This window comes from Burkholderia sp. M6-3 (assembly GCF_050858985.1).
Classification (GTDB): Bacteria; Pseudomonadota; Gammaproteobacteria; order Burkholderiales; family Burkholderiaceae; genus Paraburkholderia; species Paraburkholderia caledonica.
In genome coordinates this window covers 363,285-388,408 of sequence record NZ_CP110091.1, presented here as the reverse complement: position 1 = coordinate 388,408, position 25,124 = coordinate 363,285, and the positions used below count along the sequence as shown (strand labels likewise).

General features: G+C 61.8%; 22 protein-coding genes. 7 read left to right on the top strand and 15 right to left on the bottom strand.

The genetic code is table 11. The features are described 5' to 3' along the window. Positions 1 to 13: 13 nt before the first annotated feature. From OH764_RS19035 to OH764_RS19025, 3 genes are all read right to left on the bottom strand, one after another. Positions 14 to 2,872 carry a YadA-like family protein gene (locus tag OH764_RS19035; protein ID WP_498850336.1) on the bottom strand — a complete coding sequence of 953 codons (2,859 nt, stop codon included), beginning with the start codon at positions 2,870 to 2,872 and terminating at the stop codon, positions 14 to 16. 386 nt (positions 2,873 to 3,258) lie between these two features. Further along, the gene (locus OH764_RS19030; protein WP_498850335.1) at positions 3,259 to 3,684 is read right to left on the bottom strand and encodes a DUF3830 family protein; all 426 of its coding nucleotides are present in this window, start codon (positions 3,682 to 3,684) and stop codon (positions 3,259 to 3,261) included. A gap of 505 nt (positions 3,685 to 4,189) precedes the next feature. After that, complete coding sequence (locus OH764_RS19025) at positions 4,190 to 5,113, bottom strand: helix-turn-helix domain-containing protein (protein WP_498850334.1); 924 nt, start codon at positions 5,111 to 5,113, stop codon at positions 4,190 to 4,192. A gap of 175 nt (positions 5,114 to 5,288) precedes the next feature. On the opposite strand from OH764_RS19025, the gene OH764_RS19020 reads away from it, so the two are divergent. Continuing rightward, positions 5,289 to 6,284, top strand: coding sequence for a helix-turn-helix transcriptional regulator (locus tag OH764_RS19020; RefSeq protein ID WP_498850333.1), 996 nt, complete (start codon positions 5,289 to 5,291; stop codon positions 6,282 to 6,284). An 80-nt stretch (positions 6,285 to 6,364) separates the two neighbouring features. Here OH764_RS19020 and OH764_RS19015 read toward each other — a convergent pair whose 3' ends face one another. Further along, complete coding sequence (locus tag OH764_RS19015; protein ID WP_498850332.1) at positions 6,365 to 7,126, bottom strand: ABC-2 transporter permease; 762 nt, start codon at positions 7,124 to 7,126, stop codon at positions 6,365 to 6,367. Beyond that, a complete protein-coding gene (locus tag OH764_RS19010) occupies positions 7,123 to 8,049 on the bottom strand; it encodes an ABC transporter ATP-binding protein (RefSeq protein WP_498850331.1) in 927 nt (308 codons plus the stop codon). The genes OH764_RS19015 and OH764_RS19010 overlap by 4 nt, the downstream gene beginning before the upstream one ends. 414 nt (positions 8,050 to 8,463) lie before the next feature. Between OH764_RS19010 and OH764_RS19005 the strand changes: the two genes are divergently transcribed. Then, positions 8,464 to 8,835 (top strand): hypothetical protein, encoded by a 372-nt coding sequence (locus OH764_RS19005; protein ID WP_498850330.1) that lies wholly within the window; start codon positions 8,464 to 8,466, stop codon positions 8,833 to 8,835. A gap of 192 nt (positions 8,836 to 9,027) precedes the next feature. On the opposite strand, the gene OH764_RS19000 is transcribed toward OH764_RS19005, so the two are convergent. The 3 genes from OH764_RS19000 to OH764_RS18990 are packed head-to-tail and all read right to left on the bottom strand — an operon-like array spanning position 9,028 to position 12,112. Next, complete coding sequence (locus tag OH764_RS19000; protein ID WP_498850329.1) at positions 9,028 to 10,683, bottom strand: tannase/feruloyl esterase family alpha/beta hydrolase; 1,656 nt, start codon at positions 10,681 to 10,683, stop codon at positions 9,028 to 9,030. A gap of 26 nt (positions 10,684 to 10,709) precedes the next feature. Beyond that, on the bottom strand, positions 10,710 to 11,816 hold the full coding sequence (locus OH764_RS18995; RefSeq protein WP_498850328.1) for an OpgC domain-containing protein: 1,107 nt from the start codon (positions 11,814 to 11,816) through the stop codon (positions 10,710 to 10,712). 47 nt (positions 11,817 to 11,863) lie between these two features. Further along, the gene (locus tag OH764_RS18990) at positions 11,864 to 12,112 is read right to left on the bottom strand and encodes a hypothetical protein (protein WP_498850327.1); all 249 of its coding nucleotides are present in this window, start codon (positions 12,110 to 12,112) and stop codon (positions 11,864 to 11,866) included. A gap of 243 nt (positions 12,113 to 12,355) precedes the next feature. Between OH764_RS18990 and OH764_RS18985 the strand changes: the two genes are divergently transcribed. Both OH764_RS18985 and OH764_RS18980 read left to right on the top strand, forming a co-directional pair. After that, positions 12,356 to 13,591 carry an acyltransferase family protein gene (locus tag OH764_RS18985; protein ID WP_498850326.1) on the top strand — a complete coding sequence of 412 codons (1,236 nt, stop codon included), beginning with the start codon at positions 12,356 to 12,358 and terminating at the stop codon, positions 13,589 to 13,591. A 74-nt stretch (positions 13,592 to 13,665) separates the two neighbouring features. Next, positions 13,666 to 13,920 (top strand): hypothetical protein, encoded by a 255-nt coding sequence (locus OH764_RS18980; RefSeq protein WP_498850325.1) that lies wholly within the window; start codon positions 13,666 to 13,668, stop codon positions 13,918 to 13,920. 46 nt (positions 13,921 to 13,966) lie between these two features. On the opposite strand, the gene OH764_RS18975 is transcribed toward OH764_RS18980, so the two are convergent. After that, the gene (locus OH764_RS18975) at positions 13,967 to 15,871 is read right to left on the bottom strand and encodes an ATP-dependent metallopeptidase FtsH/Yme1/Tma family protein (RefSeq protein ID WP_498850324.1); all 1,905 of its coding nucleotides are present in this window, start codon (positions 15,869 to 15,871) and stop codon (positions 13,967 to 13,969) included. Positions 15,872 to 16,397: 526 nt separating this feature from the next. Between OH764_RS18975 and OH764_RS18970 the strand changes: the two genes are divergently transcribed. Continuing rightward, on the top strand, positions 16,398 to 17,021 hold the full coding sequence (locus OH764_RS18970) for an ABC transporter ATP-binding protein (RefSeq protein WP_498850323.1): 624 nt from the start codon (positions 16,398 to 16,400) through the stop codon (positions 17,019 to 17,021). 38 nt (positions 17,022 to 17,059) lie between these two features. Here OH764_RS18970 and OH764_RS18965 read toward each other — a convergent pair whose 3' ends face one another. From OH764_RS18965 to OH764_RS18955, 3 genes are all read right to left on the bottom strand, one after another. Next, the gene (locus tag OH764_RS18965) at positions 17,060 to 18,067 is read right to left on the bottom strand and encodes a zinc-dependent alcohol dehydrogenase family protein (protein WP_498850322.1); all 1,008 of its coding nucleotides are present in this window, start codon (positions 18,065 to 18,067) and stop codon (positions 17,060 to 17,062) included. Between the two features lie 119 nt (positions 18,068 to 18,186). Further along, positions 18,187 to 19,146, bottom strand: coding sequence for an O-fucosyltransferase family protein (locus OH764_RS18960; protein ID WP_498850321.1), 960 nt, complete (start codon positions 19,144 to 19,146; stop codon positions 18,187 to 18,189). Positions 19,147 to 19,279: 133 nt separating this feature from the next. Next, positions 19,280 to 20,833 (bottom strand): tetratricopeptide repeat protein, encoded by a 1,554-nt coding sequence (locus OH764_RS18955; protein ID WP_498850320.1) that lies wholly within the window; start codon positions 20,831 to 20,833, stop codon positions 19,280 to 19,282. Between the two features lie 251 nt (positions 20,834 to 21,084). On the opposite strand from OH764_RS18955, the gene OH764_RS18950 reads away from it, so the two are divergent. Both OH764_RS18950 and copM read left to right on the top strand, forming a co-directional pair. Then, positions 21,085 to 21,282 (top strand): heavy-metal-associated domain-containing protein, encoded by a 198-nt coding sequence (locus tag OH764_RS18950; RefSeq protein ID WP_498851240.1) that lies wholly within the window; start codon positions 21,085 to 21,087, stop codon positions 21,280 to 21,282. A 42-nt stretch (positions 21,283 to 21,324) separates the two neighbouring features. Continuing rightward, positions 21,325 to 21,723, top strand: a complete 399-nt coding sequence (gene copM / locus OH764_RS18945; RefSeq protein WP_498850319.1) for a DUF305 domain-containing protein — start codon at positions 21,325 to 21,327, stop codon at positions 21,721 to 21,723. A gap of 80 nt (positions 21,724 to 21,803) precedes the next feature. Here the strand turns inward: copM and OH764_RS18940 are convergent, their stop codons facing one another. The 3 genes from OH764_RS18940 to prpF form a co-directional block, all read right to left on the bottom strand. Continuing rightward, positions 21,804 to 22,268 carry a hypothetical protein gene (locus tag OH764_RS18940; RefSeq protein ID WP_498850318.1) on the bottom strand — a complete coding sequence of 155 codons (465 nt, stop codon included), beginning with the start codon at positions 22,266 to 22,268 and terminating at the stop codon, positions 21,804 to 21,806. A gap of 146 nt (positions 22,269 to 22,414) precedes the next feature. Further along, positions 22,415 to 23,683: an IS256 family transposase gene (locus OH764_RS18935; protein WP_408968216.1), complete on the bottom strand. Its 1,269-nt coding sequence runs from the start codon at positions 23,681 to 23,683 to the stop codon at positions 22,415 to 22,417. A 238-nt stretch (positions 23,684 to 23,921) separates the two neighbouring features. Then, positions 23,922 to 25,103: a 2-methylaconitate cis-trans isomerase PrpF gene (prpF, locus tag OH764_RS18930; protein ID WP_458048285.1), complete on the bottom strand. Its 1,182-nt coding sequence runs from the start codon at positions 25,101 to 25,103 to the stop codon at positions 23,922 to 23,924. Positions 25,104 to 25,124 lie beyond the last annotated feature (21 nt).

The following is a 25,124-nucleotide window of genomic DNA, read 5'->3' as shown; positions in this document are numbered from 1 at the left end:
TGGTTTCACCTCCTCACCACTGATACGCGGCGCCGGCGCCCACCGAGGTCGTCACCGAGCTAATGCCCGCGCTCAGCTTCACCTTGAAATTCTGCGCGACGCGCGCCGACAGGCCTACCGCGACCGCCTGATACCCCATATAGCCCGCTGTGCCCACGCCGATTGCGAGGTTCTTCGTCGCGTCGACGTCGGGGACCATGTTCATCGCCATCGCCGAAGCCGTTCCGGCATAGGCGCGCCGGGCGAGATCGCCCATGCCGCTTTGGAATTGCTGCATGTTGACGGCGTCGCCCGCCGCCTGTCCTGGAGCGAGGTTGGTGATGCGGCGCTCGTTGCCCGGCGAGCCTACGGAGACCGTATCCGCCTGATCCGCGACCGACCCTTCGCCAAGCGCGACCGTGTTTGCAGCCGATGCTTTCGCGCCGCCGCCCAAGGCCAGCGAACCGTTCCCGGTGGCCTGCGGAGCTTCTGCGGAACTGTTGACGGCCATGTAGGCGTTGCCAGTGGCCGCATAGTTCTTGACGCTCTTGTCGATGCTGCTGATCTGCTGGTTGGTTTGCCACAGCTGCGCGCCGGTGACCGCGTCGCTGCTGGTTGCCGAGACCTCGCCATTCTTCAGGTTGGTCAACTGCACTGTCGGCGCATTAGCCGATATGCCGCCGAGCGTCACCTTGTCATGTGCCGAGCTGTCGTACTGCAGTACGTTCGCGACCGTTCCGCCGATGCGGCCGACCGCGCTTTGCAAGCCAGCGATATCACCGCTGTTCTGCGTGACGCGGCCATCGAGATTGCTGAGCGCGCCGCCGACAGTGTTCACCACCTGGCCGCCCAACCTGTACGACGGCGCGCTAATCGAGCCGTCGGCATTCACCGTGGAGCCGCCGCCTAGCGCCGTGGCCGTGCTCGCTGCCTGCGCGAAGAGTTGCGAGCCGTTGACCGCTTCGGTACTCGCCGCGTTCAGCGAGCCCCGTGCGACGCCGGTCACCACACGGTTGCCCAGCGTGCCCGCCACGCTGATTGCCCGGCCGTCCGTCGACGCACCGATCTGGATGACGCGCGAGGCCGGATCCTGCGTCACGAGGCCAATGCCGCCTACCTCGACTTTCTGCTGCAAGGTGGTCAACCCGTTGTCGAGCGAGCCGAGCGCATCGCCGACGTTGCTCTGCGTCCTGCCTTGCACGTGATACGACGGAGCGATCACCGAACCGTCGATACCGATCTGTGCGCCGCCGCCAAGTCCGGCCACGACCGGACTGAACTGCGCGAAGTTGATCGCCGACGTGTCCGTGCGGCCCGCCGCGACGCCCGTCAATTGGCGCGCGCCGCCGGTGCCCGCAAAATCGACGCGTGCGCCATTCGTATTCTGTCCAACGCTGATGATGCGCGACACCAGGTCTTGCTGGACGACTCCGATCTCGCCGTTCGTGATCTGGTTCGCAACGTTCGTGAGGTTGCCCTCGAGCGTGGTGGTGCGCGTGTCGAGCCCGGCGATCTTCGTTGTGTTCACGTTCACGCGCTGATCGAGGTTGGCAATGTTCGTCGTGTTGGTGCCGACGCGCTCGTCGAGGGTTGCGATGTTGTCGCTGTTCAACGCTATCGCCCGATTGGCTGCGAACAGTTGCCCGCCGTTCACTGCGTCCAAGCTGTCGCTCGTGAGTTGCCCAGCGCTGACGTTGGTCACGCGAACCGGCGCGCCGGCGCTGCCGAGCGTCATGCTGTCGTGCACGGAAGAGTCGTATTGCACCGAATTGGCAGTGGCCGCCGCGATCGCGCTCGCGCCCGTTGCCGTACTCGTCGCGGTACTGGTTGCAACGCTCGTCGTGACTGCTGCCGCTAGAGCCGATCCGACGTCGCCATATGTAACGCCGCCGATGTTGTAGGCAGGGGCCTTTGCGGTGCCATCTACATTGATCGCCGACCCGCCGCCCAGCGCCGCGGCCACACTCGCCGCGTTGCCGTACAGTTGCGCACCGTTCATGGCGTCGGTGCTCGACGCGCCGATCGCGCCGCGCGACAGGCCGGTGACCGTGCGGTTGCCGTTCAAGCCCGCTACGTTGAGTCGAATACCTGTAGACGACGGCCCAACCAGGATGTCGCGCGTACCAAGATCCTGTTTGACGAGGCCGATGCTGCCGGACACGATTTGCGACTGCAGTGACGTGATGCCCGCGTCCAACGAAGTAAGCGCGTTGCCGACGGTGGTTTGCGTGGCGGACTGCACGTAATACCTCGGACCGACTGTCGAGCCGCTTGCACTGACGGATGCGCCGCCGCCCAGTGTCGACACGACCTGCTTGAGTTGCGTCACATTGACCGCCGACTGCGCGCCGGTGCCCGCCGCGACTCCGAGCAGCTCACGTGGCCCGCCGAGTCCGGTGAAGTCCACGGAACGGCCATCAATGCCTGCGCCAACAGTGAGATTGCCCGTACCGAGGTCCTGCCGAACCAGCCCGATCTGACCGTTGTCGAGGTTGCTGGCGAGGCTGGAAAGGTTTGCCGAATTCTGCGCTACCGCGTCATTCGTTGCGTGGAGTTGCGCGCCTGTTACCGCATCGGTGCTGTTCGAGTTCAGCGCGGCTTGCGCCAGGTTAGTCAGCTTGACGGGAGTACCCGAGTTGCCGAGCGTCACCATGTCATGTGCTCCGCTGTCGTAGAACAACGCGTCGGCCACATTCGCGCAGCCGGCTGGCGCGCATTCCTGAGCGCCAGCCGGCTGCGCAAACATCAGCGCGCCGACCAGGCCAGCGCTCGCAGCGGCCACGGCCCGGCATACCGAAGCGCATCCCGCGCCGCCGCTTTTCGCCGCTTCGGACGCCACCACGTAGACGCGCCTCGCTTCGTTCCATACCGTTTTATAGGTCTTATTCAACATTCCTCCCACTCGGAATCGATTAATCTTTGCCAATATTTTCTTATGTCATCCTAAGTATTATTTGCAATGGACAGACTCAGGACGTTCCGGATTAACCGGCAAACAAGGCTTAAACCGCGAGTGTGCAGTCGCCTCCATGATTCGCGAATACGATTAATCCTAAAAGCTAATTTTTCGCTTGAATTAGCTAAAAGGCATAATACGATTCAGACGGAAACTGCCAAATGTCTTAATCCGGAATCTGCGTAATTAAGCGGCTTTAGGCGGAATGCTGAGAGTGGCCGAGAACCGGCCTGGAAGAAATACGAGCCAGTCAATGCTGGCTCGTAAGTAGAAAAACTCTGGGGCTGCGAGCGTCGCGGCGCGTTGTGAAATGCTGAGCGCGCTCAGATCTTTTCGAAGAGCACGTCTTGCGCGCCTTCCCACAGTACTTTGACGCCCACTTCGCGCAAGTTCTCCTTGCCTTCGACGATGCTCAGGAAATGGTTGCCCGCGAGCTGCCCCATCTTGCTCGCGAAGCAGCACGAGCCATAGGCGATTAGGAGTTCCGTTTCGCTGTAGCCGCCCGGATAAAACAGAATGTCGCCGACCGACGGATGGCTCGTGTGATTCTCGAAGCCGACCACTACGCCGTCGTTCTCGAGCTTGAACTCGCCGAGCGGCACCCAGCAGCCTTCGCCACTCCATCGCACATGGATGATCTTCTGGCGGTATGGCAACAGCTTCAGGAAGGCGGCCACGGTTTGCGGCGCGTCGGGATTCGTTTCGGCGATAAAGACGTGGCCGCAGGAGGTGATTCGAAGTCGGGTCATCGCTAGGTATCCGGTAAGTCGGTGAGATGAGGATGAGGATGAGGATGGTCGGTCGGATGCGGCTCGGGCCAAGCCGTGGGCCGGTCATTCTGTCGTCCCGTGCAAGGCTTAGACAGATACAGTTCGCAACCCGCCTGTCAGGCCAGTTCGATCAGCAGCGCCCGGCGCCAATCACAGCGTGCGCGGGTGGAGGCGGCACCCCCGTGCCAGATTCGCCCCACGTTGCGCCACGAATGTTCGTAGTTTGCAAGCCGCGCAATGCACAGCACACTTCGAAAGGTGCGTGATTCCTACAGACGGCATTCCGGCTAAGCCTTCCCTTGCACGGCGCAGTCGACCGGCCGCCAACCCAAAGCGCGAAGAACGGCGCAGCGCCGCCAGGCCTCGGAGGGCGCCGCTCGCACCTACTAGTGCAGCGGTCCCCGTTTCTCACCGGCTGTTGCCGGAACCCCGCCTGTGGCTACACTGTCCAGTTGCCCGCCGTTGCTGGCGTGCCAACCGCCCGTCAGCCGCGCAGCCGGTAGCCAAGCGGTGTGACGCCGTAATCGCGCTTGAACTGTACGGAGAAGTGACTGGCATTCTCGTAACCAACCGCAATTGCAATCTGCAGCACCGTTTGATCGGTCGAACGCAGCAGCTTCGCCGCTTGTTCGAGCCGCAGGCGCGTCACGTACTGGTGCGGGGTTTCGCCAGTTTCACGGCGAAACACGCGGGCAAAGTGGAAGCTGCTTAAACCAGCCTGCGCGGCGAGATCGCCAATGGCCAGATCCGCGCCAAGATTCGCGCGTATGTAGTCGGTCACGCGGCGGATGCGGCGCGGTACCAGCCGTTCGGGCTGCGCGAGGCGCGCCGTCCCCGCTTGCCGGCCGCCTGAATAATGTTGAAGAAGATGCGCGGCAAGCGCGTGGATCAGCGCATCGACATAAAGCCGCGAGTCGGCCGGATCGCTGGCGGCGCGGTGCAATGCGTTCAGCATGGCGCCGACCAGCGGGTCGCGGAACCGCATTGCGTCGCTGAGCGATAGTTCGCGGCGCGATCCGTCGAGTTCCATCTGATCGGCCACGCTGTCGATCAGGCTGCGCTCAATATGTAAATGGACGGTCGACAGCGGCTTATCGCTGATCGAACGCCACCGCCAGGAGACCGGCGCGGGCGGCACGTACCAGACGTCGCCCACTCGAAGGTCGGCGCTTTCCCAGCGCCCGTTCAGATTGCGCTCGAGATGCTCGGCGCCGCTCGCGAGCGTCATCAGCGTGAGGTCTTGCAGACCGGGTGCTTCCAGCAGTTCCTGCTCGTCCGGTTCGAGATAGGAGCGCAACACCAGGTGCCGCCACGGGCGATCCACGCTCGACACCAGTTTTTGGCCCGCCATATAGCGGTCGTAGGCAAGCGTCGTTGTCAGCTTTGGAATTCGTGTCATCACGTCCATTCCCAAGGAGGTGCCGTATGCAAATGAGAGAACTCTGTCACACCCGCGTTACCGGTCGGCTGTCAGCGCAAGATCGCGAAAATGATAGCAAGGAACCGGCTACCGCAATTTTCGGAAATAGCTAATCATTAGGGTGTCGTCTTTCACGCGTTTCGAACGCCGGAGCTACCGTTTCATGGAACACGAATGCGATACGCTGCCGCATTGGCTGACCGGTTCGCCGCAGGGCGAATCCGGCCATGCATCCGCAGCATACAACCCGGCGGTCACCGCACAACCGGCCTACCCGACCGGCACGCGGCAGCCCGCCAAGTCAGCCCACGCGGCTGAAGCATCGATGGTATCGAGCCGCGCGGCAACAGGCGCGGCGCCCGCTGGTTTCCTGACCCTCTTCACCGAGGAGGAGATCGGCACGCCCGCGCCCGCCGCACGGCGCGCGCCCGTCATCAGTCCACTGGTGCGTTTTGGCAGTGCGCAGGACCGCATCGAATTCGTGCGGCAACGCATCAGGCAACTGGGCTTCAACTCGTTCAGTTATACGGCCACGCGCACGTTCGCGCATCGCAAGACAATGTTCGTGCTGACGAGCTACGAGTCGCAAAGCTGGCTGACGCGCTATTTCCGCGAGCGCTATTTCGAACTCGATCCGCGCGTGGCGCTGGCCTCGCCGACCGGCATGCCGTTCCTCTGGAACACGGTCGACATGCGCGCCGACCTGCCGCGCGCGCAAATGCGCAGCGAGCGGCTCGGCGGCCTGATCGACATGCTGGAGGAGACTGGCCGAAAGAGCGGCATTCTCACGCAGATGCCGCTGCCCGAGCCGGAGTTGAGCGCGAGCCTGTGCTTCAATTCGGAGATCGGCAATCCACGCTGGATGACCGAATCGATCGTCGCGGAAACGCTGATGTTCGCGCACACGATTCACGAATTCATCTGGACGCACGCGAAAAGCGTAATCGGCATGACGCCCGAGCAGCAGCGCGTCACGCTGAGCGAGTTGCAGCACGCGGTGCTGAAGGCGGTAGTTCAGGGGCAGCGCGACAAGGAAATTGCGTATTTCCTCGGGCTGTCGCCGCATAACGTCGACTATCACTTGCGGCGTTTGCGTCAATTGTTCAATGTTCGCAACCGCGTGCAATTGATCAATGTCGCGAAAGCCTACGTGTCGTAGACCAGGGCGGTATTGCAGTAACCCATGCGAACGGCATGACGGCGAGCGCCGTCATGCCGTTCTCTTATCAGCAGAAGTAATCAGCTCTTGAGCCGGTAACCCGTCTTGAAGATCCACGCAACGATCGCAAGAAACACGGCCAGAAAGAGAGTCGTCATAGCGAGACTCACCTCGACGTTGACGTCCGCGAGACCGTAGAAACTCCAGCGGAATCCGCTCACCAGATAGACGATCGGATTAAACAGCGTCACGACTTTCCAGAACGGCGGCAGCATGTTCACCGCATAAAAGCTCCCGCCGAGAAACGTGAGCGGCGTAATGATCAGGAGCGGAACCAGTTGCAGCTTTTCGAAGCTATCCGCCCATATGCCGATAATGAACCCGAGCAGGCTGAAGGTAACCGCCGTCAGCACGAGGAACAGGATCATCCAGAATGGATGCTGCACTTGCAGCGGCACGAACAGGCCCGCCGTCGCGAGAATGATGAGCCCGAGCAGAATCGACTTGGTCGCCGCCGCGCCCACGTAACTCACGACGATTTCCAGATACGACACTGGCGCCGACAACAACTCGTAGATCGTGCCGGTGAAACGCGGAAAGTAAATGCCGAACGACGCGTTCGAAATACTCTGCGACAGCAACGACAACATGATCAGTCCGGGCACGATGAACGCGCCGTAGCTAATGCCGTCCACCTCCTTGATGCGCGAGCCGATGGCCGCGCCGAACACGACAAAGTACAGCGATGTGGAGATCACCGGCGCAATGATGCTTTGCATCAGCGTGCGCCAGGTGCGCGCCATCTCGAACTTGTAGATCGCGCGAATGGCGTAGAGATTCATTGGTTACCTCGAAGCAGACTCACGAAGATGTCTTCAAGCGAACTCTGCGTGGTGTGCAGGTCCTTGAAACGGATGCTGGCGTCGTCGAGCGCCTTGAGCAGCGCAATGATGTCGGTGCGACCGCCGTCGCCTTCATACGTGTAGATCAACTCGTTGCCGCCCTTCGCGACGTCGAGACCGTAGCCTGCGAGCGCCGCCGGCAACGCGGAGAGCGGAGTTTCCAGCTGCAGCGTCAGCTGCTTTTTGCCGAGTTTGCGCATCAACTCCGTTTTCTCTTCGACGAGCATGATTTCGCCGCCGTTGATCACGCCGATGCGGTCCGCCATTTCCTCCGCTTCGTCGATGTAATGCGTAGTGAGGATGATCGTCACGCCGCTTGCCGCGAGCGAGCGCACGAGCTTCCACATATCACGGCGCAATTCGACGTCGACGCCCGCCGTGGGTTCGTCGAGAAACAGCACGCGCGGTTCGTGCGACAGCGCCTTCGCGATCAGCACGCGGCGCTTCATGCCGCCGGACAGCGTGATGATCTTGCTATCGCGCTTTTCCCACAGCGACAGGTCGCGCAGCACCTTCTCCATATACGCGGGGTTCTTCGGCTTGCCGAAGAGGCCGCGGCTGAACGACACGGTCGCCCATACGGTTTCGAACGAATCGGTGGTGAGTTCCTGTGGCACGAGCCCGATCAGCGAGCGAGCGCCGCGATAGTCGGCGGCGATATCGCGGCCGTCGACCGTCACGCTGCCTTCGCTCGCGTTGACAATGCCGCAGACGATACTGATGAGCGTGGTCTTGCCCGCCCCGTTCGGCCCCAGAAGGGCAAAGATTTCTCCCCGGTTGATCGCCAGATTGATGTTTTTTAGCGCCTGAAAACCGCTGGCATAGGTTTTCGACAGATTCTTGACTGAGACGATTGGCTGCATGGATTCGACGATGGCAGACACCGCTGTGAAAGTGGAGGAAATGACGCGCAAGCGCGACCGCACCCGCAATGTAATGGAATCTGCGAAAGCGTGCAGCGAAAGGATCGCGCCGCAGTGAAAGCATCCTCGGCGGTGCATGCGGCGGTTCTCAGCGCCGAGGCCTTCGCTGCGCTGCAAGAAAGTTCGGTTTCCGTAGCGATATCAGCTGAACGCAACGGCGATGCGAGCGCCGCCGCTAAACGCGATGACAGCGCAGGGCCGGGCCGTCTCAGGAACGCGTCATGCTCGATTCCTCGCCATGCTGCTGCGCCGGCGCGTTGAATGCCGGCACTTAAGGCACAGTGCTTGCGGCAGTCTTCGCATGTGAGTGCGACGCGCTCGCGTGACATCGATCGACTCTAATGGAGATGAACCATGAAACGCTTTACCAAGACAATTTTCGCTTCGGCGCTTGTAATGGCACTCTCGGGCGGAGCCTTTGCGCAGGCGGGCGGCGGTGCGGGCGGTGGCGCTGGCGCGGGGGCAGGCGGTTCGGGCGGTAACGGCGTGGGCGCTGGCGGCGGCACGACGGGCGGCGCAGGTGGCACCGCAACCCCGGGCGTGGGCCCCAGCACGATGAAGCACCCGGGCGACTCGGGCTATGGCTCGCCGGGCGTGACCGGCACCGGTGGCGGCATGGGCACGGGTACCGGCGCATCGCCGAATAGCGCGACCACCAATCGCTCCAGTAACGGCATGAGCAACGGTACAGGCAGCACCAACGGCACGATGAAGAACGGCCAGTAACGAAGGCCGATGTTCAGGCAGCTTTTGACGCTGCACGAGTGGCGTTAGGAAGGACGGCGGTGCCGCTGCGCGGCGTCGCCGTCCTTCTGTTTTCGAACCGCGCCGCGACGCCGCGAACCGGATGGTGGATTTTGCAACGGCTCCAATGTAAAGAAGTCGCGCGTTGCATCGAAGCAGAATCGCAGCACATGGTCAGGGTTCCGTGCACACGAAGCTGCTTGCAAGATTCACATTGCCCTTACCCGTATAGCGTGGAAACAGCGGATAGCGGCACAGTGGGCGCGAGCGTCCATTGGTCGCCGCGGCGATGTCGGTGGCGATCAACGTTTCCGGCGACGCTCCGCGCGTCACCCAGTTATCGAGCGCACCGAGCAGGTCCACCGAAGGAATGAATGCGCCGCTGCCGTGCTGAAAACCGGGCACCATGTAAAGGCGCATGAACCGATTGACCTGGTCCACCCCGTAGCGATCGACCAATGCCTGATGGTAAGCAATCGTCTGATTCGGGCTAATGACTTCGTCGGCGAGACCTTGCAGCGTAATGAGCTTGCCGCCGTGCGCAATGTAGCGCGCAACGTCCGTATTCATCGCGCCGATGGTTTCGGAAAGCGCGGTCAATTGTGCGCGATATTTGCCCGGACGTTGCGGGTCGAATCTGAGCGAGTCGAAGCCCGCGTCACGCGCAACGAAGTAGCGTATGTAGCCGTCACCTTGCGCGAACAAATAGCCGTTGGCAAAAAACCTGGGCACGGCGAGGCGCTCAGCTTGATGTCCCAATCCGAGCGAGCCTGTCAGGTGCGTACCTTGGAACACGTTGTAGCCGCGATAGCCGGCGACATCCCAAGCGAGTTTGTACGGCAGCGACAACCCGTCGCGCATCACCATCAACGTGGCGAGTTGCGACTCGCTCAAGCATTGCTCGTTCGAAGTCGAGCGTCCCGCGCAACGCAACGACTCAATGATTTCCGATTCATGCTCGCGGCATGCGGGGACGTCGCTCACAATACCGTCCGCGGCGCCGTCCAGCCGGTCGCACACGCCGAGCGTGCGTTGATAGACCTGCTCCAGCAGCAACGGCGGAACATAGCCGCCCGGCGTTGCATATTCCGCCTGGCCGAGCTTGACGCCGATCAGGCGAACGCCCGAAAAGTTGAGCGCGGGCGAATTGGCGATCACGCCGTCGTAGTCGTCGGGAAAGCGCTGTATCACCGTGTAGCCTTCGCGGCCACCCGTTGAGCCGCCGCCAAAGTACATACGCTGCGGTGGCCGACCGTAAGCCCGCGCAATCAGTGCAAGCGCGGCGTCGTGTGTCTTCTTCAGATGCGCATAGCCGAAGTTCGTCACGGCTTCGTCGACGAGACCGAACACCGCGAGCGAGGAATCGCCGACATGTCCGGAATCGTCGCCGAAGGTCGCATAGCCTTGCGCGAGCGGCGCGCGATCCGGCGAGAACGGCATCACGCCCGTGCCGCTCACCACGACGCCGTTATAGCCGCCTCCGCCGATTTGCAGCGCGCGGCCGTTCCAGCGCCGCGGCAGATTCAGGTCGAAGCGGATGTCGGGTGTAGTCGCTTTAAGTGCCTTGATACGACCCGTGATGCGGCAATACTCGCCGCCTTGCTGATTGCCCGGCGCGGTTGCACCGACCATCGAAGCGCTCTCGATCTGCGCGCCGGCCGTGGGCAACGCGATAACCTCCGGCGGCAACACGGCACCCGCGAATTCGGCGCAACGCATGGAGAGCGGCGCCTCCTTCTGCGCGGCGAACGCCGTATGAGCACCCGGCCCCAGCGGAGTACCGGCAACGGCGGCCGCGAGCGCCCATGCGCGGACACCTGGAGTTCGCATGAAACGCATGCGGCGCGACCACGCCCTCATCCGCAACGCGCGCCGCTCGCAGCCGCACGCAACTGCTGTCCCTTCCAGCCGTGCCAGCCGCGCGCAAGCATGAGCAGCGCACCAATGGCGACGAAGTCTCCGGCCAGTCCGATCAATACGCCGCGAAAGCCGTGGAACGTATGCGGCGTCGCTGTGTCCACGATCAACGACACCAGCGTGCCGCCGACAAAACATACGAGGCCGGTCCGGCCCACGGTGACCACGGCGGGCAAACGCTGCGCGAGCCGCGCGATGCTGCCCATGCGCACGAGCCGCGCGGCAAGCCAGGCAATGACAATGAAGTTGATCACGCGATCCACGGAAAGATTCTGTTTAAGGGTGCCGGCCAACGGCTGCGTCAGCACGAACAGTTTGACGGCGGCAAACGCGAGCACCGCGGCAATCGCGGCACGCGTGAACCAGCGCGCCGCCTCGCCGGCATGAAACTGCTCGCTGATGGGCGCGAGCCGGCACACAATGCCGAGCACGAACATCAGTTGCCATGCAAACGGATTAAAAGCCCACTCGGCCATGTCGTCAATGCTCAATAGCCCGGCTAGCGGCCGCGCGAGCCACCAGACAACCGTGCTGAGCAGGAGCGCCAGGATGCGCGAGCGCAGCGCCAGCGGCACCACAAGGGGCACGCAGAGCGCGAAGAACAGGTACATCGGTAACACGCTCGACAGGTAGGGCTGCCGTCGCAACACCGCGATTTCGAACGTCTGATGCAGGGGCTGCATGGCGAACGGCGGCCAGCCGGTAAGCTCGACCATCGGGTGGTTCAGTCGCAGAAATGCGAGCGCCGCGCCTGAGAGCAGCGTGAGTACTGCCGTCAACAGATAAGCCCGGTAGATCTCCCAGCAGCGTCGCACGAAGCGCAGCTTGGCGGCCCGCTCTCCGCGGGCCGCAACCACCGCTGTGTACGCCGCCGCCGACGCGTAGCCGCCGAGGAACACGAACACCTCAGCCGAATCGCAAAGTGCGTAAGCATGCAGCATCAGGTGAGAAAGCGTGCTGCTGGGCATGTGGTCCAGCACGATGACGATCAGCACGACGCCGCGAAAGAAGTCCACTTCGAGGGAGCGTCCGCGGCGAATTTCCATTCGTGTTCTCGCAGGAAAGTTATCCAGCAACGCGTCAAGATATCGCCTTATTGCCGATGCCGTGCGGTCAAGTTGTATGTGCTGACAAGCAGCCTGTTTTTCGCGCCGCCGCGCTGGCAATCTGAAATCCGCTTGTCGGCATGCGGTAAGAGTGATTCGCCGCGCATTGGATTTGCAGCAACTTTTGCGGCTTTCATGTGGAACGAGCAAAGACGGCAGACTCGCGTCCTGGAAAAAAATCGGCTCATCGCACGATGCGATTTTTTTTGCTTTTTTTCATCGTAGGATGAATTCATGCATGACCGTCGGAGTTCGCGCAACCTGCACGAAAGTATCTCCGCACGGCGGCCACTCATGTGGACCGGACACGCTTGCCCGCCGACCTGCGTTCGGCGGGCGCGTTGAGCGTCAGTGCGACGCCTTCTTTTTGCCGCTGCTCGTTTGCGTGATCGAGCTTTCATTTGCGCGGCACCGGTCCTTCCATTACCGACCTGAACGGTCGCGCGCCGCGCACCGCCCTCGCATTGGAAGACACTCACATGAACAACAGGATTGCCGGCTTCGACGGACTGCGCGCCATTGCAGTCCTGATGGTCTTTCTGCAACACCGGCTATTCGGCGACATTGGCGAGATAGGCCATCTGGGCGTGTGGATCTTCTTCGCGCTGAGCGGCTTTCTGATCATCGGCATTCTGTCGGCCCAGCGGCAGCGCATCGAGCAGAGCCGCAGCGTTTTCGGAGCAGAACTCAAGCGCTTCCTGTTTCGGCGGACGCTGCGAATCTTTCCGATCTATTACCTGATGCTCACGGTGATGGGCGCGCTGATGCTCGTCGGCATGGCGAGTCCGGAACTCGCGAGCGGCATGCCGTATCACTTCGCCTACCTGTCGAACTTCTGGATCGGCTCGGTGCTGCACTACTGGCCGGGGCGCTACTCGCATTTGTGGAGTCTTGCGATCGAGGAGCAGTTCTATCTCGTGGTTGCACCGCTCCTGTTGCTGCTCGCAGCGCGGCGGCATCTGGCGATATGCACGCTGATCGTCGTGACGGGACTGGTTTCGCTTCTTGCGATGCGTGCCGCGCATTGGCAGGAGATCACGATCTACACGCATCCGTTGAGCAACTTCTGGTTGCTGGCGCTCGGTGGAATGGGCGGCTTGATGATTTCGGAGAACGCCGGCGGTGTAGACGGTGCACGTGGTGCAGGCGGTGCACGAGGTGTGCGCGCCTGGCTCGGACACGGCGCCACCCTGTTTGTTTTAAGCCTTAGTCTCGTGGGCTTTTGTGCAACCGAGCCGGCGTGGAGCGACATCGAGAATCCCCTGCTCTTTACCGTCGTCAGCGGCGCGTATGGGCTGTGCATAGCGGCCCTGGTGTGTTCGATTGCGTGCTGCCGGAATGCGGTCGTGCTGGCTCTGCTGGAAGCGCCCTGGCTTGCGGGCCTCGGACGCATCAGCTATGGCTTCTATCTGTATCACAACCTCGTGCCGGACCTGACGCGCAATCATCGTGCGCAAGCACTGTTCGGCGGTGTGGTGCCGCTGTGGGCACATGTGGCCGGGATTGGGGCGTCGTTTGCGATTTCGCTTGGCCTGGCGGTGCTGTCGTGGCGAATCATCGAAGAACCCATCCTTCGTTTGAAGACGCGGCATGCCGCTTCGGACAAGGTAAGTGCTGAGTCGAGGGACGCGGCAACGCTGACGTCCACTTCACCGGAGAAGCAGAATAGCGGGCGTGCGTTGCCGGACAAGGGAACCGCTTCAGACGCCGCATGAGGTTGCATGAGGTTGCGCTCATGGCACAGCGGTTGCTGACAGATGACATGACCGTTACCAACTGGAGATGCGCCGTGGCCACTCAGCCCAATAGCCCGGACGAGCATGACCAGGACAAATCGGCCGATCCGGGCGGTCCGCCGACCGAGGTCTCGAAGCCCATTGGCGATGCAATCCCGACACCGGTCGAACCGGGGCTCGACCAGCCTCTGCCGGAAAAAGGCGCAGACTCGCTGCCTGCCGATGACGACGAAGCCAAGCGCGATCCGTTGGGCGAGACAGAAACGCCTCCCGGGGTTCCACCTCCGGGACCGTCGGACTTCGCGTAGCGCGGTGGTGTCAGGCCGCTCAACCGTAGTAGTAGTGCGTGGCCGCTCAGGCCGCCTCGGGCTCGTGCACGATCTTCAGCGTGCTCTTGTGCTCTTTGATCAGGCGATACACCGTTTCGCCCGGCACGGTTTCCTGCTCGAGAAGTTCATCGGCGATAGCGCGCAGCACAGGTTCATACGCGTGCAGAAGGCTATAGCACTGCTCGTTCAACTCCTTGAGCAGCACGTTTGCCTGCTCGATCGCACCCTTCATCTGCAAACCCGCGTATTGCGAGGGCAAAGCGGCGAGGCTAAAGAGATTGCCGTCGCTGTTGAAGCCGAACTTCGACACCATGTCGAGGCTGATACGAGACGCTTCCTGCAGATCGGAGGCGGCACCGCTGGATGCTTCGGAAAACGCCAGGATCTCCGCGTTACGACCGCCGAGCAAGACCTTCACTTCATTACGGATCTCAGTCTCACGATAAAGATGCTTGTCCTGCGCCTTGGTGATAAGCGCGACGCCCAGCGCGCCTCCACGTGGCAGAATCGTGACCTCTTCGAGTACGCCGGTGCCGAGCAGCGCTGCAACCAGCCCATGCCCGGCTTCATGCACGGCGATACGCGTGCGTTCGTCCTCGGTCAATGCGCGTTCCGCACCGCTCACGTCGCCGATACGCGCGATCTTGATCGCCTCGATGAAATGCTTTGCCGCGATTTCCGTGTCGCCGGCTTTGCGCGCGACGAGCCCCGCCTGATTCACGACCATCGCGACGGTCGCCGGCGACAAGCCGGTGGTAAGGCGCGCGAGTTGATCGTAGTCGATGTCCGCGGCCTTCGACTTCAGCTTTTCGGCATAGAAACGGAAGATCTTCGCGCGGTCCTCGCGATCGGGCAGGCGAACCTGCACGGTGCGATCGAAACGGCCGGGCCGCCGCAACGCCTCGTCCAGATTGTCCGGATGATTGGTGGCCGCGACGATAATCACGCCTTCGTTCGAAGCAAAGCCGTCCATTTCCGCAAGCAACTGATTGATGATGCGGTTGCTCTCCGCTTCGACGGGACCGCCGCCCGTGTCGGTGCGCTTCGCGAGGCCGTCGGCTTCGTCGATGAAGATGACCGTGGGCGCATTCTTGCGCGCCATTTCGAACAGATGTTTGACCTTCTGGATGCCAACACCGTAATACTTCGCGCTGAAGTAGCTGCCGGTGATCGAGATGAAACTCGCGCCGCATTCTCCTGCCAAGGCCTGTGCGAGCCGCGTTTTGCCCACGCCGGGGCCGCCGACCATCAGGATGCCGCACGGCGCTCGTACGCCCATCGACGTGAATTGCTTCGGGTTCGACAGATAGCCGCGAATGTCCGCGAGCGCCGCCTTCGCTTCGCCGGCGCCGATCACGTCGTCAAAGCGCAGCGTGGGCGCCTTGCCCAGCAACGTCGCGCCGCCGCGCATCTCACGGCGCATGAACCACACCATGCCGCCGATCAGCAGCAACGGCAGCAGCAGGCTGATTACGTCGCGCGTCTGGTCGAAAGCCTGCACCCAATTGGAACCGCCCGTTCGGATGTCCGCGTCGGGCAGCCACACCAGTTGGTACGAAGCCGCGTCGCCGTTCTTCGGCTCGCCGAGTAACAGCGCGTGCGAAAAGGTCGCATTGTGGTCGGTCACGAAATATTTGGAGCCGTCGCGCTTCGACACGAGAATCGCACTGGGACTCACACCGATTGCAGCAACCTTCGCGTCATGAATGTCGCGCAGCATTTGCGATGCGTCTTTCTCCTCGCGCGTCCAGGCCGACGTGTCGTGGCGCATCTGGTTGGCGACGCCGGTCAGCGCGGGCGCGACCTGCGCGGAACGCTTCTGGTAATGCCACAAACTGAATGCGAGCGTCAATGCGATGAGCACCGCTGCCGCCGCAACGACGATTTTGCGCGTGCGAGTTTTCCCAAGCGAATTCTTTCCCGGCTTCATGAGTCACTTCCAAAAACGGGCTCAAGCGAGCCCCGATACAAATCGAATTAGAGAGGATGAGCGGTTGGGAGAGGAATCGGCAATTGCGACGCCATGCCTGCCTGGAAGAAAGGACACCCAACCATGCGTCCCTTTTTCACCCGCCGCATATAAGCCAGTATGCCGTGCGGCTGCTTCTTCCAAATCGCAGAAAAGGCCTGTTTCTACCGCTTATCCCGCAGGTTAAGGCTGGCGGAAATTGGGGGCGCGAGTGGCGCATGAGTGCGGAAGAAAACTGCTCCGGCGCACAGTTTAGCAGCGCAAAAAAGGCCGCGTATTCTGTAGACCTATCATTTCACCCCGCCCTATTTTTTGGTGAGGGCGATGCAGTTTGGCGATTAGCGGCCAGCGTTTCGTCGATACCGCCGCCAAGCCGCGGTAAATCGGGGCAATCGTCCGGGTTTTTGGTAGGCTTCGCCATCCCGTCCAAGATCGCGCGCTCCTCACAATGCGCATTGCGTAGCGACTCACACTACACGTCACTCTCATGCTTCGTTTCAAAAACCTCAGCAAGCGCTATGGCGACCGCGTCATCTTTCAGCGACTGTGGCACGACTCTGCCGCAGGCTGCGTGGCGCTCAACGACGAGTCCGGCAGCGGCAAATCTACTTTGCTCGGCATGCTTGCCGGCGTGATCGAGGCTGATGAAGGGGAAATCTGGATCGGCGACCATTCACTGCGGACGGCGCGTAAGGCCGCGCAATCGCTGCTGACGTACGTGCCGGAGGATTGCATGCCGTCGCCTGATCCGACCGGTCGCGAATATCTGCAGCGCGTGGCTTCGGCGAGAGACGCGGTGGTCAGCGACGCGACGCTGGCGCTCGCCGACCGCTTCGGACTCACGCCGCATCTGGAAAAGCGTTTCGAACAGATGTCGTTCGGCACGCGCAAGAAGTTCTTTCTGACAGCCGCGGTGATTGGCGAAACGAAAGTGCTGATCGCGGACGAGCCCGTTGGCGGACTCGACGCCGCCGCGCGTGCGGTGCTGGTGGATCTGTTCACGACGCTTGCGCTGACCCGCACCGTGTTCTTCTCCAGCTACGACGAAGCGTTCACCGAAGCATGCGGGGCCAAAGGCGTCGCATTCGCAGATCTGGCGCAGCGCGATTGAGCGTCACCGCGCTGCGCGGAGGCTCAACCGCGTCGCGCTCAGATCGATACGCAAATCTTTCCGAAGTGTGCGCCCGCCGCTTCGTGCCTGAACGCATCGCCGAGCCTCGCGAGTTCGAACGTGCTGTCGATGACAGGCTTGATGCCAGTCACTTCGAGCGCGCGGGTCATGTCGCGCTGATCCTGCCGGCTGCCGACGATCAGCCCCTGAAGCCGCTGTTGCCGTGCCATCAGCGCCGCGGTGGGCACCGGGCCCGCGCGTCCGGTCAGCACGCCGATTAGCGCAATATGGCCGCCTATCCGGCAGGCGGTGATCGACTGCGGCAACGTGCCGGGACCGCCCACTTCGATCACATGATCGACGCCTCTGCCCCCGGTCAATGAGCGCACCGTTTTGCCCCACTCGGGATTCTCGCGATAGTTGATCGTATGATCGGCGCCGAGCGCGCGCAGTTTTTCGAGCTTCGCATCCGACGAGGACGTCGCGATCACCGAGGCGCCCATCGCCTTGGCAAGCTGCAAGCCGAAGATCGACACGCCGCCGGTACCGAGCACGAGCACCGTCGCACCCGGTTTCAACTGACCGTCGACGATCAGCGCGCGCCATGCCGTCAGTCCGGCCGTGGTGAGCGTCGCGGCCTCGGCGTGGCTGTAGCCTTTCGGCGCATGCGTAAAGTAGTGGCTCGGCAGCACGACGACTTCGCGCGCATAGCCGTCAACGCCGTCGCCGGGTGTGGTTTTGAAGTCGCCAATCGTGGGCGTACCGTTCTCCCAGGACGGGAAGAAGCACGACACCACAGGGTCGCCAGCCTTGAATTCGCCGACGCCTTCGCCGACCGCTTCGACGACACCCGCGCCGTCCGCCATTGGAATACGCCCGGCGTCGGCGGGGAGCACGCCGCTTACGACGCCGTAGTCGTGAAAGTTCAACGAGCTGGCGTGAATACGCACGCGGACCTGACCCGGGCCCGGCTGTCCCGGATCGTCGATATCGACCAACTGGAGATTGTCGACGCTGGCAGGCGTTCCGATCTTGACGGCTTTCATGTTGCGAGTCCTTTGTGATGTGCTTGGGCGCTCGGCGCGCGGCTTGTCACAAAAGCATATCGCAAGCCGCTCGAGCATGTCGCGAGTCGGGCAGTCGCGCGGCATCAGCGACGCGGCATTCAAGCCGCTTTGTCGCGCGCCTCCTGCTCGAGCCACAGCCGGCTGTCGGGAAACCAGAACGCATCTGGCCGCGGCGGAGCGACGAGCTTGACGGGCAGCGCGGGGTTGAAGATTCGCGACCATGCGGACAGATAAGACGGCGTTTTGACCAGATAGCCGCAGCGCGACAAAAGCAAACTGGAGACCAGCGCTTCGCGACCGACTTCCAGCCCCGGAAAGCCGCTGAAATGAACCGGCGTCGCACCGTTCGCGAGCAGCCTCGCGGGCGCGACGCTCACCGGCTTGCTGAACGGCCACGCGACGAAGTAGTCGACAAAAGCCTGTTCGTCGCTTGAAATGAAGATGCGGTTCAAACGCGGATTTTCCGCTAGCGTCGTTTCGACGTGACGGCAAAAGTCTTTCCACGAAACGGGAACCGCTTCGAGCGTTTTGTCAGTGCCTCTGAAGTGCGCGCCCAGTGTGAAGGCGCCGATGCCGAGGTGCTCGCAGACTGCATCGACCTCGCGAAGGATATGCTGCGCCGGCCGATAGTATGCAAAAAACAGTTCACTTGCGCTGCCGAGTTCCAGCAAGTGCTCGTAACGTTGCCGGAACCCCAACTGCACGAGGTCACGAACCGTCGAAGTCCTGAGCTTGCGCGCGAGCGGCAAGGCAGCCGGAGCGCGTACCGGTTCGAAGAACGCGGAGAACCAGTCGACCTTTCCATCGACATCGCCATACAGGCCGCCGCGAGCGCTGATGCGCGGCGTCAGGCATTTTTCCTCACAAAACATGAGGATGAACAACACCATTTGCATGACGGAGAAAAAGCCGGAGTTCTCCTTGATCTCGATCGCAAAGACGCCCCGGTTGAGGCGCTGCATCGCATGAAGCGATATGCGGCGAGGCGTGGCGACGGAATGCTTGAATCGCTCGCTCCGTCGGATCTGTTTTGCCCTGTCGACGACTTTTCTCAACATGCCCGGCCCCTCTCGATCGATTATTTTGGCAAACGGCACCCGCCTTACCGGCGAGAGAAATCACAACACGACAGCGCCCGAGCTTAGCACCCCGAACTCACCATCCAGTAAATCTGGCGCGGCTTTAAGTTAGCTAGCGCACAAAGGAACGGTAAGTTATGCCCGGTTCATAACGCTGCTTCAATTGCGCCGCGACGCGCTCGATGACTTCGTCCCAATTTCCCCGTTGCGGTTGCGTGAAGATGCGCACCGTCGGATACCACGGGCTGTCGTCGCGATTGCGCAGCCATCGCCAGCAACCGGCAAAACGATTCAGCAACCAGACCGGCTTGCCCATTGCCGCTGCCAGATGAGCGACCGAAGTATCGACCGAAATGACGAGGTCCAGGTTGTCGATGATCGCGGCGGTGTCCGCAAAGTCCGAAACGTCGTCCATCCAGTCGGTGAGATACGCTTTTGTCGAGGCGCTCGCACGCTTCGCGAGGTCGTCGGCTTTCTGCAAGCTGATCCAGCGAATCCGCGACAAAGAAAGCAATGGGGCGAACTGCGCCGATGTGAGGCTGCGCGCGCGATCTTCGGTGAGCCCGGAGTGGCCGCCGGCCCATACGACACCGACGCGCGGCAGGTCCGGCCGCGACAACGCGCCGAGTTTTGCACGCCACTCGGCCGAACGCTGCGGCTCTGCGCGCAGATACGCGTCGGCCGGAATGTTGTCGAGGCGGGTGCCGAATGCGAGGGGCAACGACATCAATGAACACTGCCAGTCCCACTCTTTGGTATCAGGCATGACGTCGTCGAGCATGACCAGGCCCGGCCAGCGCGCACACAACGACTCTTCATATAGGCGCCGCAGCGACGGCGGGCAGATATAGCCCACCTGAGCAAAACGTTCGAGTGCGAGCGGTAGGTAACGCACGAATTGCAGGCTGTCGCCGTGACCTTGCTCCGGCAGAACGAGCAGACGCGCGCCGCCCGCCACGCCGGTATCCTCGCCCTTCCATTGCGGCCATGGGAGTTCCGGCCGCTGTGATATGGGCTGCCCGCCGGCATCGACGAAATTGGCCCAACGGTCTTCAAAGTACGGCCACGCTTCTTCGTATCGGCCCGCTGCCAGCAGCACCTGACTGAGACTTGCGCGCGCGCCACGATTGGACGGGTCTAACGTCATGGCGTGTCTGAGGTGCTGCTCGGCTTTGCTCAACGAGCCCAGGTCTTTCACGACGACGCCCAGATTCGCGTGCGCTTGCACATAGTCCGGCTTCAGTTCGATCAACCTGCGATAGACTGCTGCCGCCTCTTCCGCACGCCCTTGCAACTGCAGCGCGACGCCGAGGTAATAGTGAAGCGCAAGCGAATCCGGCTGATACGTGAGCCCCGCGCTGGCAGTTTGCACGATGCTCGCGAACGCGCGCAGCCTGATCTGAACGAGGCACAACATATCGAAGAACGGCGGCTGTGGCTCGACTTCTACCGCCCGCTCGATCCAACGTTGTGCCAATGGCAGCTGGTCCCGTGCGAGCGCCACCAGTCCGCGCGAGTAAAGCGCGGCCGCGTGCGCCGAATCATGCACAATGATTCGATCGAGAAGCGCCTGCGCCGTGTCGAAGCGACCCGCGAGGCGTGCTTCTTCCGCTTCGTTGAACCAGAGCGAAATGGCTTGGGGTGATACAGGGGACTGGGTTTGCATGATCGCGCGAATGAGTCTGCGTGGATGAATCGTGAGACCTCGACTGGCGCAGGCTGCGAACGCTGGCCTGCGCTTGAGGTCACGCCGATTATCGACGTCCCGGACGAGCGCCTGTGTAGGACCGTTCCCAATGAAGGGCACAGATTGACGTCAGCGGTAAAGGTAAAGACGCATGCTCGCAGGCTTGACCTTACCGCCGTGGGAAGGTGCAAGATCGTCTTGAGACTTCTCTCAGGAGATTGAAAATGAAATTGGAATTAGCCGTTCCGGATATGTCTTGCGGCGGATGCGCAAACGCGATTGCTCGCGCGATTGCCGGTCTTGATCCGGCTGCCGCGGTAGACATCGACGTGTCCAAGAAGATCGTCAAGGTCGCGTCGACGCTAACATCGACGCAACTCACGGAAGCAATCGCGTCGGCGGGATTTCATCCGTCGGTGAGAGACTGATAGCCGCGCGTCGCTCGAACAACTTTTTAATGGGAATCGACTATGAAGAAACTTCGCGCTTTTCGTGCATTGTGCGTGTTCGGCGGCGTGGCATGTGCCGTCGCCACCGCGCCTGTTCGCGCGCAACATACGGCCTCCATGCCCGGCATGGACATGTCTTCCTCAGCCGATGCGGCTTCCGGCGACTCGACGCCGGCATTCAAAGCCGCCGACGAAAAGATGATGAAAGACATGAGCGCGCCGGCCTACACGGGGAACGCCGATAAAGACTTCGTCGCGCACATGATCCCGCACCACCAGGGCGCGATAGACATGGCGCAGGTCGAACTCAAGTACGGCAAAGACCCGGAGTTGAAGCGCCTGGCGAGAAACATCATCAAGGCGCAGCATGACGAAATCGGCTTCATGCAACGCTGGCAGGCCAAACACGGGGCGAAGTAACGCTGCGAAGGCGACCTGTGGTCAGACGGACACCAGCACGGAGAACGGCGGCCTTCGGTCGCCGGCAACGCTGTGTGCGTTCAATGGCGCGTGACGTCGGGGCCGGGTCCGGCTTCCACGTCGTCGCTTGACGCTTCATCGACGTAAGCGGTCTCTTGCGGACCGGTGCTCATGTCCGGCACCCGCGACGCGACCTCCTTTGCTTCCTCAAGCAGGCGCGCCGCCCGGCTCGCCGTGATGCGCTTCTTAGCCACTCCTTTTGCGTCGAGTGCGATCACCTGGAAGAGTTCGCGGTCACACGCAAGCTCCTGCTGATATTGCTCGCCGGTGCTGACGAGCAATTCCAGCATGGTCTGCTGCCGGCGTCGCTCGTCAATCGTGATAGCAGGATTCCTACATATCGTGGACGCAAGCGTGATCAACGAGTCGAGCTTGTTCATCTGCCGGTCACAGAGATGGAAAGCCGAGAGCGCAAGCTTTTCGTACTGGAGAGCGTCGACGGGTGGCCGAGAATCGGCTTGCGATCGGCGTTTATTCTTACTCATTGTGCGATCTCGCTAAGACTTCAGTAGGTCGGCGGGCATTCGGTTGAGATGGGCAACACAGCCCAGCAGAGGCAGACGCATGCCTCATGTGGGCGGATGCGTGGGAGGTGTCAGGAATTTTGTGTGCTGAGGTCGGTTAAAAAATCTCAGCTCATGGCGGCGGTGAATCGCTCGCCGAACAGAATGGCGAACTGATTGACAGCTTGCCGCCAGGTGATAGGCGGCATCTTCCAATCCTTTTCGATGTTGCGCAAGGCCAGATACAGCAGTTTGCTGGCGGCTTCGTCGCTGGGGAAGTGGCCGCGATTCTTGACGATTTTGCGCAACTGCATGTGCATGCTCTCGATGGCGTTGGTCGTATAAACGATTCGACGCACCTCGGGGGGATAGGCGAAGAAGGGAATCACCTGTTCCCATTGGCGTTGCCACATGGCCGCGACGGTAGGGAATTTGCGGCCCCATTCGCTTTGCGCAAAGGCGTCGAGCGCCACTGCCGCCGCCTCGGCCGAGGCGGCCTGATAGACCGGCTTGAGCGCAGCCGCCAACGGCTTGCGGTCCTTCCAGCTCGCCAGATTCAGCGAATTGCGGATCAGATGCACGATGCAGGTCTGAATCTGGGCGGCCGGATAGACCGCTTCGATCGCCTCCGGGAAGCCGCGCAAACCGTCAACCACCGCGATCAGGATGTCGTGCAGGCCACGGTTCTTCAGTTCGTTGAAGACCTTCAGCCAGAACTTGGCTCCCTCGGTTTGCTCGATCCACAAACCCAGCACTTCCTTGCGGCCGTCGGCGCGAATGCCCAGCGCGAGATACACCGCCTTGTTCCTGACCGTGCCTTCGTCGCGGATCTTCAGCCGAAGTGCGTCGAAATACACGATCGGATACATCGCCTCAAGCGGGCGTTGCTGCCACTGTTCGACCTCGGCCAGCACTTCATCGGTGACAGTCGAAATCAGATCGGGCGACACCTGCAGGCCATACAGTTCCAGCAAATGGCCCTGGATCTCGCGCACGCTCATGCCGCGCGCGTACATGCTGATGACGTGATCGTCGAAGCCCGGCAGCCGGCGTTGATACTTGCCGACCAGTTGCGGCTCGAACGTTGCCTGCCGATCACGCGGGATATCCAGATTCAGTTCGCCGTTGGGCGTGATGACCGTCTTATGGCTCGTGCCGTTGCGGTGGTTGCCGGCCTTGCCTTGCTCAACCTCGTTCTCCAGGTGATGCGTGAGCTCCGCCGCCAGCATGCGCTCAGCCAGTTGCTTCTTCAGTTGCCCGGCCAGGCCCGATTCGCCGAGAACCGACTCCGCATCCTTGTTTTGAATCTGCGCCAGCAGTTGATCGATCAGTTCATCGGGAAACAGCTTCGGCGCCTTCGGGTTCTTGATCTTCTTAGTCACAGTTGCTTCGGTCATAGGACGTTGTTTCCGTTATCGTCTCATGACCTCGGCACACTAAAATTCTGACAGGCTCGATGCGTGGTCACGATCACAGCTTCCAGACCTGACCGTTGAGTGTTTCTCGATGGCCCGGGGATTATAACCAGTGCGAAGCCACGCACGTTCAACCGGGCGCGCTAAAAGTCCGTGTCCTGGTCCCAGTCCGAGTCCGTATTCGACGCGGCGCATCCGGCCAGCACCGGAGCGCCTCTCCCTACCCTTGCACCCTGACCCAACCCTCCATCAAAACCCTCGCACTGCGACTCATCACCGCCTTCCTGACCACCCACTCGCCACCGACAACTGCCGCCTCCGCCCCCACCCGCAGCGTCCCCGACGGATGCCCGAACCTCACAGCTTCACGCTCGCCGCCGCCAGCCGCCAGATTCACCAACGTTCCCGGAATCGCCGCCGCAGTACCGATCGCCACTGCGGCCGTGCCCATCATCGCGTGATGCAGCTTGCCCATCGACATCGCGCGAACCAGCAGATCCACGTCGCCCGAGCCGATCCGCTTGCCGCTCGACGACACGTAGTCGGCCGGCTTCGCAACGAACGCGATCTTCGGCGTGTGCTGGCGCGTCGCGATCTCGTCCAGATGCTTGATCAGCCCCATGCGCAGCGCGCCGTGTGCGCGAATCGTCTCGAACATTGCGAGCGCCTTTTCATCGCTATTGATGGCGTCCTGCAACTCCGTACCCTTGTAGCCGATCGCCTCGGCATTCACGAAAATCGTCGGGATGCCGGCGTTGATCATGGTTGCCTTGAGCGTGCCGACACCCGGCACCTCGAGATCGTCGACGAGATTGCCGGTCGGGAACATCGAGCCGCCGGCGCCGTCTTCTTCCGCTGCGGGGTCCATGAATTCGAGCTGCACTTCCGCCGCTGGAAAGGTCACGCCGTCGAGTTCGAAGTCGCCCGTTTCCTGCACTGCGCCGTCGGTCATCGGCACGTGCGCAATGATCGTCTTGCCGATGTTCGCCTGCCAGATCCGCACGGTCGCCACGCCGTCGCGCGGAATCCGGTTCGCCTCGACCAACCCCGCGCTGATCGCGAAAGGGCCCACTGCAGCAGAGAGATTGCCGCAATTGCCGCTCCAGTCGACAAACGGCTTGTCTATCGACACCTGTCCGAACAGGTAATCCACATCGTGATCGGGCTTGCTGCTTTTAGCGATGATCACCGTCTTACTCGTGCTCGACGTCGCGCCGCCCATGCCGTCAATCTGCTTGCCGTAAGGGTCCGGGCTGCCGATTACGCGCAGCAGCAGCGCGTCGCGCGCGGCGCCGGGCATTTGCGCCGCATCGGGCAAGTCCTGCAAGCGGAAGAACACGCCTTTGCTCGTGCCGCCACGCATGTAAGTGGCCGGAATTCTGATCTGCGGTTTATGCGCCATGAAACAGTGTCCTGAACGATA

Coding starts and splice junctions, on each gene's coding strand:
- OH764_RS19035 (WP_498850336.1), bottom strand. CDS start 2,872: ATGTTGAATAAGACCTATAAAACGGTATGGAACGAAGCGAGGCGCGTC.
- OH764_RS19030 (WP_498850335.1), bottom strand. CDS start 3,684: ATGACCCGACTTCGAATCACCTCCTGCGGCCACGTCTTTATCGCCGAA.
- OH764_RS19025 (WP_498850334.1), bottom strand. CDS start 5,113: ATGGACGTGATGACACGAATTCCAAAGCTGACAACGACGCTTGCCTAC.
- OH764_RS19020 (WP_498850333.1), top strand. CDS start 5,289: ATGGAACACGAATGCGATACGCTGCCGCATTGGCTGACCGGTTCGCCG.
- OH764_RS19015 (WP_498850332.1), bottom strand. CDS start 7,126: ATGAATCTCTACGCCATTCGCGCGATCTACAAGTTCGAGATGGCGCGC.
- OH764_RS19010 (WP_498850331.1), bottom strand. CDS start 8,049: ATGCAGCCAATCGTCTCAGTCAAGAATCTGTCGAAAACCTATGCCAGC.
- OH764_RS19005 (WP_498850330.1), top strand. CDS start 8,464: ATGAAACGCTTTACCAAGACAATTTTCGCTTCGGCGCTTGTAATGGCA.
- OH764_RS19000 (WP_498850329.1), bottom strand. CDS start 10,683: ATGCGAACTCCAGGTGTCCGCGCATGGGCGCTCGCGGCCGCCGTTGCC.
- OH764_RS18995 (WP_498850328.1), bottom strand. CDS start 11,816: ATGGAAATTCGCCGCGGACGCTCCCTCGAAGTGGACTTCTTTCGCGGC.
- OH764_RS18990 (WP_498850327.1), bottom strand. CDS start 12,112: ATGAATTCATCCTACGATGAAAAAAAGCAAAAAAAATCGCATCGTGCG.
- OH764_RS18985 (WP_498850326.1), top strand. CDS start 12,356: ATGAACAACAGGATTGCCGGCTTCGACGGACTGCGCGCCATTGCAGTC.
- OH764_RS18975 (WP_498850324.1), bottom strand. CDS start 15,871: ATGAAGCCGGGAAAGAATTCGCTTGGGAAAACTCGCACGCGCAAAATC.
- OH764_RS18970 (WP_498850323.1), top strand. CDS start 16,398: ATGCTTCGTTTCAAAAACCTCAGCAAGCGCTATGGCGACCGCGTCATC.
- OH764_RS18965 (WP_498850322.1), bottom strand. CDS start 18,067: ATGAAAGCCGTCAAGATCGGAACGCCTGCCAGCGTCGACAATCTCCAG.
- OH764_RS18960 (WP_498850321.1), bottom strand. CDS start 19,146: ATGTTGAGAAAAGTCGTCGACAGGGCAAAACAGATCCGACGGAGCGAG.
- OH764_RS18955 (WP_498850320.1), bottom strand. CDS start 20,833: ATGCAAACCCAGTCCCCTGTATCACCCCAAGCCATTTCGCTCTGGTTC.
- copM (WP_498850319.1), top strand. CDS start 21,325: ATGAAGAAACTTCGCGCTTTTCGTGCATTGTGCGTGTTCGGCGGCGTG.
- OH764_RS18940 (WP_498850318.1), bottom strand. CDS start 22,268: ATGAGTAAGAATAAACGCCGATCGCAAGCCGATTCTCGGCCACCCGTC.
- OH764_RS18935 (WP_408968216.1), bottom strand. CDS start 23,683: ATGACCGAAGCAACTGTGACTAAGAAGATCAAGAACCCGAAGGCGCCG.
- prpF (WP_458048285.1), bottom strand. CDS start 25,103: ATGGCGCATAAACCGCAGATCAGAATTCCGGCCACTTACATGCGTGGC.